Below are 15,275 nucleotides of genomic sequence, written 5' to 3'. Positions count from 1 at the left end.
GCCGCGCAAGGCGCCCCTCAGCGCGTGTGGTCGTCCTTGGTGCCGAAGATCTTGTCGCCGGCGTCGCCCAGGCCCGGGATGATGTAGCCGATCTCGTTGAGGTGGCTGTCGATCGCGGCCGTCCAGCAGCGCACGTCGGGATGGGCCTTGTCCAGCGCGGCGATGCCCTCCGGTGCGGCCACCAGCACCAGCGCGCGGATGTCCACGCAGCCGCGGGCCTTGAGCAGGTCCACCGTCGCGATCATCGAGCCGGCCGTGGCCAGCATCGGGTCGACGATGATCGCGGTGCGCTCCGACAGGTGGCCGACGAAGCGCTCGAAGTAGTGCACCGGTTGCAGGGTCTCATGGTCGCGCGACAGGCCCACCACGCTGACCTTGGCGTTGGGCACCAGGTCGAGCACGCCGTCGAGCATGCCCAGGCCGGCGCGCAGGATCGGCACCACGGTGACCTTGCGGCCGGCGATCTGGTCGATCTCGACCGGGCCGCTCCAGCACTGGATGGTGGCCTTCTCGAGGGGAAAGTCGGCGGTGGCCTCGTAGGCCAGCAGGCGGGCGATCTCGTTGGTCAGCTCGCGGAACTTCTTGGTCGAGATGTCGTCCTCGCGCAGCAGGCCGATCTTGTGGCGCACGAGGGGGTGGTTGATGGCGAACACAGGCATGGCGGCGGGTCTCCGGACGGTTCGTCCGAGTGTAGCGAGCGCTACAGGGTGTCCAGCAGCGCCGGCAACACCTCGGCGGCCGTGCCGGCGACCAGCTCGTCGGCCTCGTCGTCGATCTCGCTGGGTTGCGGGTTGACGATCACCACATGAGCCCCGGCCATGCGCGCCAGCGACACCAGGCCGGCGGCCGGCCAGACCGCCCCCGAGGTGCCCACCACCAGCAGCACCCCGCAGCCCCGCACCGCCCGCTCGGCAGCGTCGAAAGCGGCGCCGGGCAGTACCTCGCCGAACCACACCACGCCCGGCCGCACCAGGTTGCCGCATTCGGCGCAGCGTGGCGGCGTGCCGGGTGCCGCGTCGGCGGGGTCACAGGCCTGCGCCCGCGGGCAGCGCTGCAACCAGCGGTCGGCCAGCATGTCGCCGTGCAGGCGCACCGTGTCGGTGTTGCCGGCGCGCTGGTGCAGGTCGTCGACGTTCTGGCTGACGACCGTCAGCCGTCCCGGGTGCCGCCGTGCGAACGCCGCCAGCGCATGGTGACCGGCGTTGGGCTCGGCAGCACGCACCCCGGCGCGGCGCTCGGCATACCAGGCCCACGCGCGTGCCGGGTCGTCACGGAAGCCTTCCTCGCTGGCCAGTTGTGCAGGGTCGAAGCGCGCCCACAACCCGGTGAGCGCATCGCGGAAGGTGGCGATGCCGCTCTCGGCGCTCATGCCCGCGCCGGTGAAGGCGCAGACCGACGTGGCGCCGCGCAAACGCTCGCGCACCCGGGCCAGCACCGCTTCGTCCATCATCAGGCGGCCGCGATCCGGCGCTGGCGCAAGGCCTCGAAGAGGCACACGCCCGAGGCCACCGACACATTGAGGCTCTCCACCGCGCCGGCCATCGGGATGCGCACCAGCACGTCGCAGGTCTTGCGGGTGAGCTGCCGCAGGCCGGCGCCCTCGGCGCCGAGCACCAGCGCCACCGGGCCGGTGAGGTCGATGTCGTAGAGGGTCTGCTCGGCGTCCTCGGCGGTGCCGATGACCTGGATCTCGCGCTCCTTCAGTTCATTGAGCGTGCGCGCGAGGTTGGTCACCATCAGGTAGGGCACCGTCTCCGCGGCGCCGCTGGCCACCTTGGCCACCGTGGCGTTCAGGCCCACGGCGTGGTCCTTCGGCGCCACCACCGCGTGCGCCCCGGCCCCGTCGGCCACGCGCAGGCAGGCGCCGAGGTTGTGCGGGTCGGTCACGCCGTCCAGCACCAGCACCAGCGCCGGGCCTTCCACCTCGTCCAGCACCTCGTCGAGCGAATGGCGCTGCGGCAGCGGGTTCACCTTGGCCACCACGCCCTGGTGCCGCGGGCTGCCGGCCAGGCGGATCAAGCGGTCGTCGTCGCTCTCGATCAGCTTGGCGCCCGCGGCCTGCGCGCGCTCGACGAACTGGCGCATGCGGGCGTCGCGCCGCGAGGCATCGACGTGCAGTTCGACGATCGACTCGGGGGCGGTCTTCAACCGCACGGTGACGGCATGGAAGCCGAAGAGGATGCGTGAGCTCATGCGGCGATGGTAGCCCCCCGGCGTCCGCCGACCGGCCCGGCCACGCCGGATCATTCAGCGCGTCATGGCGATCCAGGCCATCAGCGCCCCGATGAACAGCGGCTGGTGCAGCATGTAGAACGTGAGCGACCAGCGGCCCAGCAACGCCAGCGGCCGCAGGGCCGCGGGCACCGCGCCGGCCAGCACGCCGCGGCGGTGCACCAGCAACCACTGCCCCGCCGCCAGCCCCCAGAGCATCACGCCCAGCCAGGGCAGCAGCGGCACGAAATCCTCGGTGATGGGCTTGTGCGTGACCAGGCCCAGCCAGTTGGTCCAGCGCGTGTCGAACCAGGGGTCCTGCACCCATTGGGGCAGCGCGACACAGAGTGCCCCGAGTGGCCACAGGCCCCACCCCAGGGGCGCGGCGAGCCGCGCCAGCACCAGCATCAGCGCGATGCCGTGCAGCACGCCAAAGCTGATCCAGCTGCGCGGGAACATCAACGCCGACCCTGCCGACACCAGCACCGCGCAAGCCGCCACCTGCGCCCAGCGCCGCCAGAAGCGCGGCCAGCCCTGCCCGGCCTGCAGCGCCGCGGCCTGGCCCAGCCCGGCACAGGCCAGGAACAGGCTGACGATGACGGTGCGCTGGCTGGTCCAGAACGGGTCGGCGTAGAAGTTCTGGCGCGGCTGCACCAGGCCGAAGTGGCTCAGGTCGAACGAGAAATGGAACAGCGCCATCCACACGATGGCCACGCCGCGCAGGGCATCGAGGCGGTCGAAGCGCTCGCCCGCGGTCACTGGTGCACCCACCGGGCTGCGGCCGGTCCCGCCAGGCGGGAATGAGCCCCTTCGGGCGGCCGGGCGGGGGTCACCAGTGCACCCTACGGCCTGCAGCCGGTCCCGCCAGGCGGGAATCAGCCCCTTCGGGCGGCCGGGCGGGGGTCACTGGGGCACCCTTGGGCCTTCGGCCCGTCCCGCCGGGCGGGAATGAGCCCCTTCGGGCGGCCGGGCGGGGCTCATGCCAGCCGAGCGACCTTGAGGTTGCGCAGCAGCATGGCGGCGCAACGCGTCGGGGGCAGCGCGGTGCCGCCGTGGTACACGTTCAGCCAGACGCGGCCGATGCCGCCCTCGGTGGCCACGCCCAGGTCGTTGAGGTCCCAGCGCTGGCCATCGCGCAGGTATACGTCGGTCTTGCGGAACACCAGGCGGCCGTCGATGCGGGCCTCGAGCAGGCCATTGCGCTTGCCGGGGGTGTTGACGCGCAGGCGCTGGTGGATGCGTTGCCATTGCCCGACGACGGCCGACGAGGGCCCCCACTGCGTCCAGGGCCACGAATCGCCGAACTGGTCCTGCATCGCCGCGTGGTAGGCATAGGTCGTCAAGCCCATCTGCCCATGCAGCGGATGCTTGGCCGCCCAGGGCACGATGTAGCCACCCCGCAGCGACCAGCCGTCGTGGCCATTGACGCGATCACCACCCTTGCCCGCCAGCAGCGTGCCCATCGAGCCGGGCGGCCACCCGGCAAAGGCCTTGTTCCTCGACAGCGCGATCTTGTCATCGGGCTTGGTGCGGGACGACCACCCCGGCATCTTGCCGCCGTCGGACGGCGTGAAGCCGGGCAGCACCTTCAGGTCGTACTCGAACGCCGCCTCGGTGGCTTCGGGCACGAACGCCACGCTGGCGTCCAGGACCAGGCTGGTGCGAGGATCGAAGCTGAGTTCGAGGGCGCGGCCGCGATCGGTGTCGACGACACGCCGCTGCTCGAAGTTGTTGCTGCCGCGGGTGTTGAAGATGCCCTCGAACAGCGGCTCCTCGAACGCGGCGCTGCGGAAGAACACCCGCGGGTCGCTCTCGAGGCTGACGCGCGAAGGGTCATCGGGCAGACGCGGCGAGGCCATGCGATAGACCTCCAGCCGTCCGCCCTGTCCGATCAGTTGCTCCACGTGCAGCACCAGCATGGCACTGGCCGGCTTGATGTCGACGGGCGGAAAGGCCAGGAACGCATGCGTGTCGGCCGAGACCTTCATCGCCGGCTCGGCTCCCCTGGCGGTGACGGTACTGCCATTGGCTTCGGCATCGGCCGAGACATCGAGCAGCAGCGGCTTGCCGCCGGACGGCGTGATGGCCAGGAACGGGCGCCGCGTCACGTCGGGTGCGTTGCGTGAGGCGACCAATGCCCCGCCATCGGGAGACGAAGTCCGCAGCACCAGTTGCAGTGGCTGGCCGGCTTGCACGGCCCGCGTGATGTCGATGCGCAGCAGTCCCTGCGCCGATGCAACCGACGCTCCAAATGCCTGGTAGCCCTGCGGCTTGCCTGCGGCGTCGACCCAATCGCCGCGCGGGTGGCGCCAGCGGTACCAGTTGGCGTAGAGGTACTCCGAGGTCAGGCCCTGCGCACTTTCGTCGATGCGCTCCTCGGCCAGCAGGGCCAACGGGGTTGCAGCGGTGCCTGTCGGACCGGCTGTGGCGACCGGGGGTGTCGCTGCGGCAGCGCCGCCAGCGCCCCCTGCCAGCCAGGCCAGCGGCGGCAAGGCGACGGCCCCGCCGCCGACGGCCGCCGCTTCGAGCCAGTGCCGTCGACCGGGATTGGCCGGCGCACTGCCCTTGGGATCGGCGTTGTCACTGACGGGCATGTCGGGCATCGTGTGGGGTGGCCCCGTCACGATACCCGAATCGGCCGACCCGACGCATCGGCCTGCCTCGGCCAATCGCGGCTCAGGCCACAGGCGCGTCGGTCTCGGCCAGCCGCACCAGCAGCGCCGCCGGCTCGAAGCGGGCACCGTGGCGCGCCGACAGTTCGCGCGAGCGCTCGACGAAACGCCGCGTGCCCATCGCATTGATGAATTGCAGCGTGCCGCCTTGGAAAGGCGCGAAGCCCCAGCCCATGATCGAGCCGATGTTGGCATCGCCCACCGAGCGCAGCACGCCTTCCTCGAGGCAGCGTGCCGTCTCGTTGGCCTGGGCGAACATCAGGCGGTCGATCAGCTCGCGCTGTTCAGGCTGCTGTGCCGCGGTCGGGTACAGGCGGGTCAGTTCCGGCCACAGCGACTTGTCGCCTTCGCCCCAGTCGTAGAAGCCCTTGCCGGCCTTCTTGCCGATGCGGCCCAGCTCGCACAGGTGGCGCACCACGGCCATGCCGGGGTGATCGGCGTAGGGCTTGCCCTCGGCGGCCAGGTCCGTCTTGGTCTGGTCGGCCACGTGCAGCCCGAGGCTCAACGACACCTCGTCCTGCAGCGCCAGCGGCGGCATCGGCATGCCGGCCTGCAGGCCGGCCACCTCGATGCTGCGCGGGTGCACGCCCTCGGCCAGCATCGCGATGCCCTCCATCACGTAGGTACCGAACACGCGGCTGGTGTAGAAGCCCCGGCTGTCATTGACGACGATCGGCGTCTTGCCGATCTGCATCACGTAGTCGAAGCCACGCGCCAGCGTCTCCGGCGAGGTGTCCTTGCCGACGATGATCTCGACCAGCGGCATCTTGTCCACCGGCGAGAAGAAGTGCAGCCCGATGAACTGCGCCGGCCGCACGCTGGCCTGGGCCAGCCCGGTGATCGGCAAGGTGCTGGTGTTGGACGCGAACACGGCGTCGGCGCCGATCGCGTGCTCGGCCTTCTTCGTCACCTCGGCCTTGACGGCGCGGTCCTCGAACACCGCCTCGACGACCAGGTCGCAGCCGACCAGCGCCTCGTAGCGGGTCGTCGGCTGGATGCGGGCCAGCAAGGCATCGCGCTTGTCCGCCGTGCTGCGGCCACGCTTGACGGCCTTGTCGAGCAGGCCCTGCGAGTAGGCCTTGCCGCGGTCGGCGACCTCCTGCGTGGTGTCGAGCAGCACCACGTCAATGCCGGCCCGGGCCGACACGTAGGCGATGCCCGCGCCCATCATGCCGGCGCCCAGGATGCCGAGCTTGCCCACTTTGCGCTGCGGCAGCCCGGCCGGCCTCGACGCGCCCTTCTTCAGCGCGTTGAGCTGGTACCACATCGTGTTGATGAGGTTGCGCGCCACCTGGCTGGTGGCACAGGCCGCGAAGTAGCGCGACTCGACCACGCTGGCCGCCTCGAAATCGAGCAGGCCGCCTTCGAAGATGCTGCTCATGATGTGGCCGACCGCGGGGTAGTTGCCCCAGGTCTTGGCCGCGGCGATCGACGGCGCGATGGCCAGCATCTGCACCACGGCCGGCGATCGTGAATCGCCGCCCGGGAAGCGGAACTTGGGCAGGTCCCAGGGCTGGCGCGCCTTGGGGTTGGCCAGGCACCAGGCGCGGGCCTTGGCGAGCAGGTCATCGCGGTCGCTGGCCAGTTGGGTGACCAGGCCCATGGACAGCGCCTTCGACGGCGCGATGTCGTTGCCTTCGCCGCAGATCTGCAGCGCCGCCTGGATGCCCACCAGCCGCGGCAGGCGCACCGTGCCGCCGCCGCCCGGCAGCAGGCCGAGCTTGACCTCGGGCTGGCCAAGCTTCAGCCGCGCGTCGTCGATCACGATGCGGGCATGGCAGGCCAGCGCGATCTCGAGGCCACCGCCGAGCGCGTGGCCGTTGATCGCCGCCACCACGGGCTTGCCGCTGGTCTCCATCTTGCGCAGCACCGCCTTCATCGCGGTGGTCACGTCGAAGGCGGCCTGGGCGTCGGGCAGGCGAGAGAGGCGGTCGAGGTCGCCGCCGGCGCAGAAGTCGCCCTTGCCGGACGTGAGCACCAGGCCCTTGATCGAGGCATCACTGGCCAGCCGCTCGACCGTGGCGGCCAGCGGCCCCATCAGGTCGTCGTTGACGACGTTCATCGGCTTGCCGGCCAGGTTGATCGTGGCCACGGCGATGCCGTCGGCGCCCACTTGGAGTTCGATCGCGCTCATGTTCACACCCTCTCGATGATCGTGGCGATGCCCATGCCGCCACCGACGCACAGCGTCGCGCCGCCCGTCGACAGGTCTCGCCGTTCCAGTTCGTCGAGCAGCGTGCCCAGGATGATGCAGCCGGTGGCCCCCAGCGGGTGGCCCATCGCGATGGAACCGCCGTTGACGTTGACGCGCTCCATGTCGATGTCCAGCGCTCGGGCGCACTTCATCGGCACCACCGCAAAGGCCTCGTTGATCTCCCACAGGTCGATGTCGCGGGCCGCCATGCCGGCCTTGCGCAGCGCCTTCTCGCAACTGGGCGCCGGGCCGGTGAGCATGATGGTGGGCTCCGATCCGATCACGGCCATGCTGCGGATGCGCGCACGCGGCTTCAGGCCGGCCTTGGCACCGGCCTCCTTCGAGCCCAGCAGCATCAGCGCCGCGCCATCGACGATGCCCGACGAGTTGCCGGCATGGTGCACGTGGCGGATGCGCTCGACCGTCGTGTACTTGCGCAGCGCCGTGGCATCGAAGCCCATCTGGCCCATCGCCGCAAACGACGGCTCGAGCCGGCCCAGGGCCTCGAGCGTGGCGTTGGCGCGGATGGTCTCGTCCTCGGCCAGCATCGTCAGGCCGGCGATGTCCTTCACCGGCACCACGGCGCGGGCGAACCGGCCGTCGGCACGCGCCGCGGCGGCGCGCTGGTGCGAGCGCAGCGCGAAGGCATCCACCTCCTCGCGGCCCCAGCCTTCCAGCGTGGCGATCAGGTCGGCGCCGATGCCCTGCGGCGTGAAGCCGAGGGCCTGGTTGACGCGCGGGTCCATGACCCAGGCGCCGCCGTCGCTGCCCATCGGCCAACGGCTCATCGACTCGACGCCGCCGGCCACCACCATGTCTTCCATGCCGCTCATCACCTTGGCGGCGGCCAGGTTCACCGCCTCCAGGCCCGAGGCGCAGAAGCGGCTGAGCGTGACGCCCGCGGTGGTCTCGGCCCAGCCGGCGTCGAGCACCGCAGTGCGGGCGATGTCCGCACCCTGCTCGCCCACCGGCGTGACGCAGCCCAGCACCACGTCGTCGACCAGCGAGGTGTCGAGCGCATGGCGCTGCTGCAATGCCTGCAGCAGCGTGCGCAGCAGCCACACCGGCGTGGCCTGGTGCAGGCTGCCGTCCTTCTTGCCCTTGCCACGCGGCGTGCGCAGGTGGTCGTAGATGAATGCCTCGGTCATGCGGATCTCCTTGCGGGGTCGTTCGGGGTGCGCAGGTCAGCGCCGGTTGCGCGGGTGCTCGCCCGCCAGGCGCTCGTTGCCACGCTTGTAATTGCCGGTGAGTCGGGCCATGGCCTGTTGCTGCGCGTCGGCATCGGCCGCGGCCACCTCGGCCAGAAAATCGGCCGCGTCGTGGCCGCGCAGCGTGGCGGCGCGACGGCCGTGGTGCAGCACCTCGACGTCGCCGTTCTTCAAGCTGCGCCAGCTGAAGCCCAGTGCGGCATCGCCCATCCGCGGCTCCTCAGCCCTTGGCGGCCAGGGCCGCGCGCACCGTGTCGTTGATGTGGCGCAGTTCGGCCAGCGTGCTGTCGATGTGGCGGCGCTTCTGCTCGAGGTCGGCGATGGCGTCGTCGGTGCGATCGAGCACGTACTTCAACTGCTTGGCCCGACCTTCGCCATGGGCGCCGTACATGTCCAGGTAATGCTTGATCTCGGCCAGCGACGAGCCGATGGCCTTGGCGCGCAGGATCAGCGCCAGCCGGGCACGGTCGCGCCGGGTGTAGACCCGCGTGCCGTTGATGCGCCGCGGGGCGAGCAGGCCCTTGTCCTCGTAGAAGCGGATCGCGCGCGCCGAGATGCCGAACTCCTGGCACAGCTCGGTGATGCCGAACAGGTCGGCGCCGCCGTCGTCGCGGTGCGCCGCCACCACCTCTTGCGCGGTGGGTGCGGCGGGCTGCGCGTCGCGCTTCAATCCGGGTCCTTCAGACGACGCGCTGCAGCTTCAGGGCCACCGACATGTCGCCCGACACCTTGAACTTGCCCATCATGAAACCGGTGGTGGGCTCCAGCTCGCCGGTGAGCAGGTCGCCCAGGTTGGCCAGCGTGATGGCGATGGTGCAGTCGGCATCGCGGTCGGCGTTGTCGACGGTGTTGGGCACCGAGCGGCCATCGAGCACGACCACGCCATCGGCGCCGCAGTCGAACTTGAGCACGGCGCCGATGCCGCAGTCGTTGCCCACCTTGGCGCGAAGGGTGTCGGTGGCGGCGGTGATGTCCATGGGGTCTCCGTGACGCGTGGGCGAAGGCACCCGTTGGGGCGCCGTTCGAGATTGACCGGCATGCTAGCGTCGCCGCCTGCCGCTTGCATCCGCGTATTCACCGATCAGGCACATCGTTGACGTTAACGTCACCTTTCGATCCAATGCGGTACCCATGACGCCTGCCGCCCCCTCCCTGGCCGAGCCCACCCGCACGCACTACCGCAGCGTTTTCCGGCCCGACCTGTTCGCCGGTCAGCGCGTCTGGGTCACCGGCGGCGGCTCGGGCATCGGCCGCTGTGTCGCGCACGAGCTGGCCTCTCTGGGCGCCCGGGTGATCATCAGCGGCCGCAAGACCGACAAGCTGCAGCAGGTGGCCGCCGAGATCGCCGAGGACGGCGGCCAGTGCGCATGGCGCGCCTTCGACATCCGCGACGAAGACGCCGTCAAGGCCCAGATCGCCGAGGCCCTGGCCGACGGCCCCATCACGGGCCTGGTCAACAACGCCGGCGGGCAGTTCCCGGCGCCATTGCTGGCCATCGGCAAGCGCGGCTTCGACGCGGTGCTGGCCACCAACCTCACTGGCGGCTTCCTGATGATGCGCGAGCTGTTCGTGCAGTGCCTGCAGGCCCACGGCGGCGCCATCGTCAACATGACGGCCGACCACAAGGGCGGCATGCCCGGCATGGGGCACTCGGGCGCGGCCCGTGCCGGCATGGCCAACCTGACGATGACCGCGGCCTTCGAATGGGCCCATGCCGGCGTGCGCGTCAACGCGGTGGCGCCGGGCTGGGTGGCCTCCAGCGGGCTGGACACGTACGGCGGCCTGGCCAAGACCCTGATCCCCAAGCTCGAGCACCATGTGCCATTGCGCCGCCTGGCCGTGGAGGCCGAGGTGAGCGCGGCGATCGTCTTCCTGCTGTCGCCGGCGGCTGCCTTCATCACCGGCGTCACCCTGGCCATCGACGGCGGTGCCGGCCTGGGCACCCCCATCTACCCGTCGATCGACCACCAGCGCAGCCAGCCCTTCGACGGCTTCCACCGGGCCACGTTGCCCAAGGTGCTCGGCTGATGCCTGCCCTCTCCAGCCGCCTCGACACCCGCTCGCCCGCCTTCGCGGCGAATGCCGCCCGCATGGCCGAGCGCCTGGCCGAGGTGCGCCGGCTCGAGGCGCTGGTGGTGGCCGAGTCGGCGTCCAAGGCCGCGCGCTTCGAGGCCCGCGGCCAGTTGCTGCCGCGCGAGCGCGTCGCCCGCCTGCTCGACCGCGGCTCGGGCTTCCTCGAACTCTCGCCGCTGGCCGGCCTGGGCATGCACGACGACGACGGCCGCAAGAGCGTGCAGGGCGGCGGCTCGATCACCGGCATCGGCACCGTCGCCGGCAAGCGCGTGCTGATCTCGGCCAGCGATTCGTCGCTGAAGGGCGGCACCATCTCGCCGATGGGCCTGAAGAAGGCCCTGCGGGCGCAGGAGATCGCGCGCGAGAACAGGCTGCCGCTGGTCTACCTGGTGGAGTCGGGCGGCGCCAACCTGATGTACCAGAGCGAGATGTTCGTCGATGGCGGCCGCGCCTTCGCCAATCAGGCGCGGCTGTCGGCGGCCGGCATCCCGCAGGTGGCGGTGGTGCACGGCGCGTCCACCGCGGGCGGGGCCTACCTGCCGGGGCTCAGCGACTACGTGGTGCTGGTGCGGGACCGCAGCAGCATCTGCCTGGCCGGCCCGCCGCTGGTCAAGGCCGCCATCGGCGAGGACGCCACCGAGGACGAACTCGGCGGCTCCGAGCTGCACGCCACCGTCACCGGCCTGGGCGAGTACCTGGCCGACAACGATGCGCATGCGCTCGGCATGGCGCGCGAACTGCTCGACAAGCTGCCCTGGGACACCGTGCCCGCGCGGCCTGCCGCGCCGGCTCCGCTGTTCAGCCCGGACGAATTGCCCGGCGTGGTGCCGGCCGACGACCGCGAGCCCTACGACGTGCGCGAGGTCATCGCCCGCCTGGTCGACGCGTCAGACTTCCTCGAATTCAAGCCCGGCTGCGCACCCGACACCGTGTGCGGCCACGCCCGGCTCGACGGCCGGCCGGTGGGCCTGGTCGGCAACAACGGCCCGATCCAGCCCGCCGGGTCGACCAAGGCGGCGCAGTTCATCCAGCTGTGCGACCAGAGCGGCACGCCGCTGGTCTTCCTGCAGAACACCACCGGCTACATGGTCGGCCTCGAGGCCGAGCGCGGCGGCGCCATCAAGCACGGCAGCAAGATGATCCAGGCCGTGGCCAATGCGCGCGTGCCCAAGTTCACCGTGGTGCTGGGCGGCAGCTTCGGTGCCGGCAACTACGGCATGTGCGGCCGCGGCTTCGACCCGCGCTTCATCTTCAGCTGGCCTTCGGCGCGCACCGCGGTGATGGGTGGCGCGCAGGCCGCGCAGGTGATGAAGATCGTCGGCGCGGCCAAGCTGGCGCGCTCGGGTCTGGCCGCCAACGAGGACGCGCTGACCGCGATGAGCGACCAGTTACGCCAGCGCATCGACCGCGAATCGCACGTGCTCTTCGGCACCGCCCGGCTGTGGGACGATGGGGTGATCGACCCGCGCGACACGCGGCGCGTGCTGTCGCTGTGCCTGGCCATGGCCGCCGAGGCCGAGGCCCGGACGCTGCGCCCCAATGCCTTCGGCGTGGCCCGTTTCTGAACCCCTTTCCAGGACATCCCCCACCATGAAGTTCACCCCCGAGCACCGCCAGATCGCCGACACCGTGGCCCGATTCGTCGACAAGGAGCTCAACCCCCACGTGCCCGAGTGGGAGGCCGCCGAGCAGTACCCGGCGCACGAGGTGCTGAAGAAGCTGGGCCACCTGGGCCTGCTGGGCCTGAAGTACCCCGAGGAATTCGGCGGTGCCGGGCTCGATTTCTCGTACTCGATGGTGATGGCCGAGGAACTGGGCGCCTGCAAGTGCGGCGGCGTGCCGATGAGCATCGGCGTGCACACCGACATGTGCACGCCGGCGCTGGCCCGCTTCGGCTCCGACGACCTGCGCCGCGAATGGCTGGTACCGTCGATCGCCGGCGACATGGTCGGCTGCCTGGGCGTCAGCGAGGCCGGCGGCGGCTCGGACGTGGCCGCCATCAAGACCAGCGCCCGCGCGGTGGACGGCGACTACGTCATCAACGGCAGCAAGATGTGGATCACCAACGGCCTGCAGGCCGACTGGTGCTGCCTGCTGGCCAACACCGGCGAAGGTCCGGCGCACAAGAACAAGAGCCTGATCATCGTGCCGATGGATGCCCCGGGCATCACGAAGCAGAAGATCCGCAAGATCGGCATGAACTCGTCCGACACGGCGCAGCTGTTCTTCGACGACGTGCGGGTGCCGAAGCGCAACCTCATCGGCCAGGAAGGCATGGGCTTCGCCTTCCAGATGCTGCAGTTCCAGGAAGAGCGGCTGTTCGGCGCCGCCTCGTCGCTGAAGGGCATGGACGCGCTGATCGACCAGACCATCGAGTACACCCGCCAGCGCAAGACCTTCGGCAAGAGCATCCTCGACAACCAGGTGGTGCACTTCCGCCTGGCCGAGCTGCGCACCGAGGTCGAGGCGCTGCGCGCCCTCACCTACCGCGCGGTCGAGCTGTACGTCGGCGGCAAGGACGTCACCAAGCTGGCCTCGATGGCCAAGCTCAAGTGCGGGCGCCTGGTGCGCGAGGTGGCCGACAGCTGCCTGCAGTACTGGGGCGGCATGGGCTTCACCTGGGACAACCCGATCTCGCAGGCCTACCGCGACAGCCGGCTGGTGTCCATCGGCGGCGGCGCCGACGAGATCATGCTGGGCATCATCGCCAAGCTCGAGGGCACGCTGCCGAAGGGAGCGCATTGATGGCCGCCCCTGACGACACCGGCACGGCCGACGCCGCGCGGCAGACCCTGCTGGTGAAGGTGGACGCGGGCGTCTGGCACGTCACGCTCAACCGGCCCGAGAGCCGCAACGCGATGTCGCTGCAGATGGTGCGCGAACTGCGCGCGGTGCTGGCCGAGGCCGAGGCCACGGCCGGCTCGCGCGTGCTGGTGCTGCGCGGCGCGGGGGGGCATTTCTGCGCCGGCGGCGACCTGAAGGACATGGCCGCGGCCCGTGCGCGGCTGTCCGACGGCACCGGCGGCGGCACCGACCCGATCGCCGAGGTCAACGCCGCCTTCGGCGAACTGTGCGTGGCCTACGCCAACACCGGCCTGGCGCTGGTGGCGGTGGTCGAGGGCACGGTGATGGGCGGCGGGTTCGGCCTGGCCTGCGTGGCCGACGTGGTGGTCGCCGGCCAGAGCACGGTGTTCCGCCTGCCCGAGACCTCGCTCGGCGTGGTGCCGGCGCAGATCGCCCCCTTCCTGGTCGAGCGGCTGGGCTTCTCCGATGCCCGCCGGCTGGCCATCACCGGCGGCAAGCTCGATGCCGACGCAGCCCTGCGGCTGGGCCTGGTGCACGAGGTGCATGCCGCCGGCGCCCTCGACTCCGCGTTGCACCACGTGCTGCACGGCATCCTCAACAACGCGCCGGGTGCCGTGGCCGCCACCAAGGCCCTGATGGCCAAGGCGCGCTTCCACCCACCGGAAGCGCTGGTGGCCGAGGCGGCCGCGGTGTTCTCGCGCGCGGTGCTCGGCGCCGAAGGCATCGAGGGCACCACCGCCTTCCTGCAGAAGCGCAAGCCGTCGTGGGCACCGACGTGAGCCGTCGCGCGTTTCCAGCCCGCGACATCGGGCCGACTTGACGATCGACGAAAGAGCGACATGACCGACAAGGCCATCCTCACCTGCGCGCTCACCGGCGTGCTGACCAACCCCAGCCAGCACCCGGTGCCGGTGACGCCGGCGCAGATGGCGGCCGAGGCGCGCGACGCCTTCAACGCCGGCGCCAGCATCATGCACGTGCACCTGCGCATGCAGGACGAGGGCATGGGCCACCTGCCCAGCTGGGACCCGGACGTGGCCGAGGCCGTGGTCGGCGCCATTCGCGACGCCTGCCCGGGCGTGGTCATCAACCTGACGACCGGCGTGGTCGGCAAGGACATCAGCGGCCCGGCGGCGTGCATCCGCCGCGTGCGGCCCGAGATCGCCGCGTGCAACGCCGGCAGCCTGAACTACCTGAAGATCAAGGACGACGGCCGGTGGGCCTGGCCGCCGATGGTCTTCGACAACCCGGTGGCCAAGGTGCAGGCCATGCTCGCGGTGATGGCCGAGACGGGCACGCACCCCGAGTTCGAGTGCTTCGACGTGGGCATCGTGCGGTCGGTGGGCATGTACCTGAAGGCCGGCATGGTGACGGGCACGCCCGAGTACAACTTCGTGATGGGCGTGGCCTCGGGCATGCCCTGCGACATCGACCTGCTGAACCTGCTGCCGCGCTACCTGGCGCCCGGCGCGGTGTGGCAGGCCACGCTGATCGGCCGCAGCGAGATCTGGCCGGTGCACCAGCGCGTGGCCGAACTCGGCGGCATGCTGCGCACGGGGCTGGAAGACACCTTCTACCTGCCGGGAGGCGAACGCGCGGGCGGCAACGGCGTGCTGGTGGAGGCCCTGGCAGACTGTGCGCGACGTGCCGGCCGCGCCATCGCCAGTCCGGCGGACGCACGCGCCCGGCTGGGCCTGGCCCCATCGCGGTGACAACCGGACCGGGCGATTCGCACCGGGCCCAGGGCGGCCGGACGAGGCCCGGCAGGCAAGGTCAGCGGGAGCGCAGGCCGCCGGACGGCGCGTCGGCACGGCGCTGCCGCTGCTTCACCCGGGTGGTGCGCCACATGGTGGCGCCGCACAGGGCGATCGACAGGGCCGGCAGCCACAGGTCTAGCCAGAACTCGACCTCGTCCACCGAGATCGCATGGACCACCGTGGCCAGGGCGCCCAGGACGGCCATGCCACCCAGCACGACGGCCAGCGCCAGATAGGACCGCTGCTGGGATCGATGGCGCCGGGAGGTCTTCCAGGCCATCACGCACAAGCAGAGGATGACCGCGAGCAGGATCAACTGGAGGGTGAAAACCAAGCCGGAGAGCATCATGATGAC

16 protein-coding genes are annotated in these 15,275 nt (G+C 71.0%); 5 read left to right on the top strand and 11 right to left on the bottom strand.

The window, feature by feature from the left end:
* Positions 1–17 precede the first annotated feature (17 nt).
* From upp to EOINJALH_RS21700, 10 genes are all read right to left on the bottom strand, one after another.
* Complete coding sequence (upp, locus tag EOINJALH_RS21745) at positions 18–659, bottom strand: uracil phosphoribosyltransferase (protein ID WP_088284028.1); 642 nt, start codon at positions 657–659, stop codon at positions 18–20.
* Positions 660–700: 41 nt separating this feature from the next.
* Positions 701–1,450, bottom strand: a complete 750-nt coding sequence (locus EOINJALH_RS21740; RefSeq protein WP_088284026.1) for an NAD-dependent deacylase — start codon at positions 1,448–1,450, stop codon at positions 701–703.
* A complete protein-coding gene (gene rlmB / locus EOINJALH_RS21735) occupies positions 1,450–2,193 on the bottom strand; it encodes a 23S rRNA (guanosine(2251)-2'-O)-methyltransferase RlmB (protein ID WP_088284025.1) in 744 nt (247 codons plus the stop codon). The genes EOINJALH_RS21740 and rlmB overlap by 1 nt, the downstream gene beginning before the upstream one ends.
* Before the next feature lie 54 nt (positions 2,194–2,247).
* Positions 2,248–2,910 carry a heparan-alpha-glucosaminide N-acetyltransferase gene (locus tag EOINJALH_RS21730; protein ID WP_234413982.1) on the bottom strand — a complete coding sequence of 221 codons (663 nt, stop codon included), beginning with the start codon at positions 2,908–2,910 and terminating at the stop codon, positions 2,248–2,250.
* Between the two features lie 278 nt (positions 2,911–3,188).
* The gene (locus EOINJALH_RS21725; RefSeq protein WP_144290123.1) at positions 3,189–4,805 is read right to left on the bottom strand and encodes a hypothetical protein; all 1,617 of its coding nucleotides are present in this window, start codon (positions 4,803–4,805) and stop codon (positions 3,189–3,191) included.
* 82 nt (positions 4,806–4,887) lie between these two features.
* Positions 4,888–7,017, bottom strand: a complete 2,130-nt coding sequence (locus EOINJALH_RS21720) for a 3-hydroxyacyl-CoA dehydrogenase NAD-binding domain-containing protein (RefSeq protein WP_088284019.1) — start codon at positions 7,015–7,017, stop codon at positions 4,888–4,890.
* Between the two features lie 2 nt (positions 7,018–7,019).
* Positions 7,020–8,225: an acetyl-CoA C-acetyltransferase gene (locus tag EOINJALH_RS21715; RefSeq protein ID WP_088284017.1), complete on the bottom strand. Its 1,206-nt coding sequence runs from the start codon at positions 8,223–8,225 to the stop codon at positions 7,020–7,022.
* Between the two features lie 36 nt (positions 8,226–8,261).
* Positions 8,262–8,495, bottom strand: coding sequence for a hypothetical protein (locus EOINJALH_RS21710; RefSeq protein WP_088284015.1), 234 nt, complete (start codon positions 8,493–8,495; stop codon positions 8,262–8,264).
* 10 nt (positions 8,496–8,505) lie between these two features.
* Entirely contained in the window at positions 8,506–8,955 is a 450-nt protein-coding gene (locus EOINJALH_RS21705; RefSeq protein ID WP_088284013.1) for a MerR family DNA-binding transcriptional regulator, read from the bottom strand.
* Between the two features lie 10 nt (positions 8,956–8,965).
* Complete coding sequence (locus EOINJALH_RS21700) at positions 8,966–9,262, bottom strand: SCP2 sterol-binding domain-containing protein (protein ID WP_088284011.1); 297 nt, start codon at positions 9,260–9,262, stop codon at positions 8,966–8,968.
* Between the two features lie 154 nt (positions 9,263–9,416).
* On the opposite strand from EOINJALH_RS21700, the gene EOINJALH_RS21695 reads away from it, so the two are divergent.
* The 5 genes from EOINJALH_RS21695 to EOINJALH_RS21675 are packed head-to-tail and all read left to right on the top strand — an operon-like array spanning position 9,417 to position 14,875.
* The gene (locus EOINJALH_RS21695; RefSeq protein ID WP_088284009.1) at positions 9,417–10,313 is read left to right on the top strand and encodes an SDR family oxidoreductase; all 897 of its coding nucleotides are present in this window, start codon (positions 9,417–9,419) and stop codon (positions 10,311–10,313) included.
* Positions 10,313–11,923: an acyl-CoA carboxylase subunit beta gene (locus EOINJALH_RS21690; protein WP_088284007.1), complete on the top strand. Its 1,611-nt coding sequence runs from the start codon at positions 10,313–10,315 to the stop codon at positions 11,921–11,923. The genes EOINJALH_RS21695 and EOINJALH_RS21690 overlap by 1 nt, the downstream gene beginning before the upstream one ends.
* A 25-nt stretch (positions 11,924–11,948) precedes the next feature.
* Positions 11,949–13,103 (top strand): acyl-CoA dehydrogenase family protein, encoded by a 1,155-nt coding sequence (locus EOINJALH_RS21685; protein WP_088284005.1) that lies wholly within the window; start codon positions 11,949–11,951, stop codon positions 13,101–13,103.
* Positions 13,103–13,942: an enoyl-CoA hydratase/isomerase family protein gene (locus EOINJALH_RS21680; RefSeq protein ID WP_088284003.1), complete on the top strand. Its 840-nt coding sequence runs from the start codon at positions 13,103–13,105 to the stop codon at positions 13,940–13,942. Before EOINJALH_RS21685 ends, EOINJALH_RS21680 begins: the two co-directional genes overlap by 1 nt.
* Before the next feature lie 60 nt (positions 13,943–14,002).
* Positions 14,003–14,875, top strand: coding sequence for a 3-keto-5-aminohexanoate cleavage protein (locus EOINJALH_RS21675; RefSeq protein WP_088284001.1), 873 nt, complete (start codon positions 14,003–14,005; stop codon positions 14,873–14,875).
* Positions 14,876–14,936: 61 nt separating this feature from the next.
* Here EOINJALH_RS21675 and EOINJALH_RS21670 read toward each other — a convergent pair whose 3' ends face one another.
* Complete coding sequence (locus EOINJALH_RS21670; protein ID WP_088283999.1) at positions 14,937–15,269, bottom strand: hypothetical protein; 333 nt, start codon at positions 15,267–15,269, stop codon at positions 14,937–14,939.
* Positions 15,270–15,275 lie beyond the last annotated feature (6 nt).

The sequence above is a fragment of the Ideonella sp. A 288 genome, assembly GCF_002198735.1.
Taxonomy (GTDB): domain Bacteria; phylum Pseudomonadota; class Gammaproteobacteria; order Burkholderiales; family Burkholderiaceae_C; genus Pseudaquabacterium.
The sequence above is the reverse complement of the archived record's forward strand: the minus strand, read 5'-3'. Positions and strand labels throughout refer to the sequence as shown.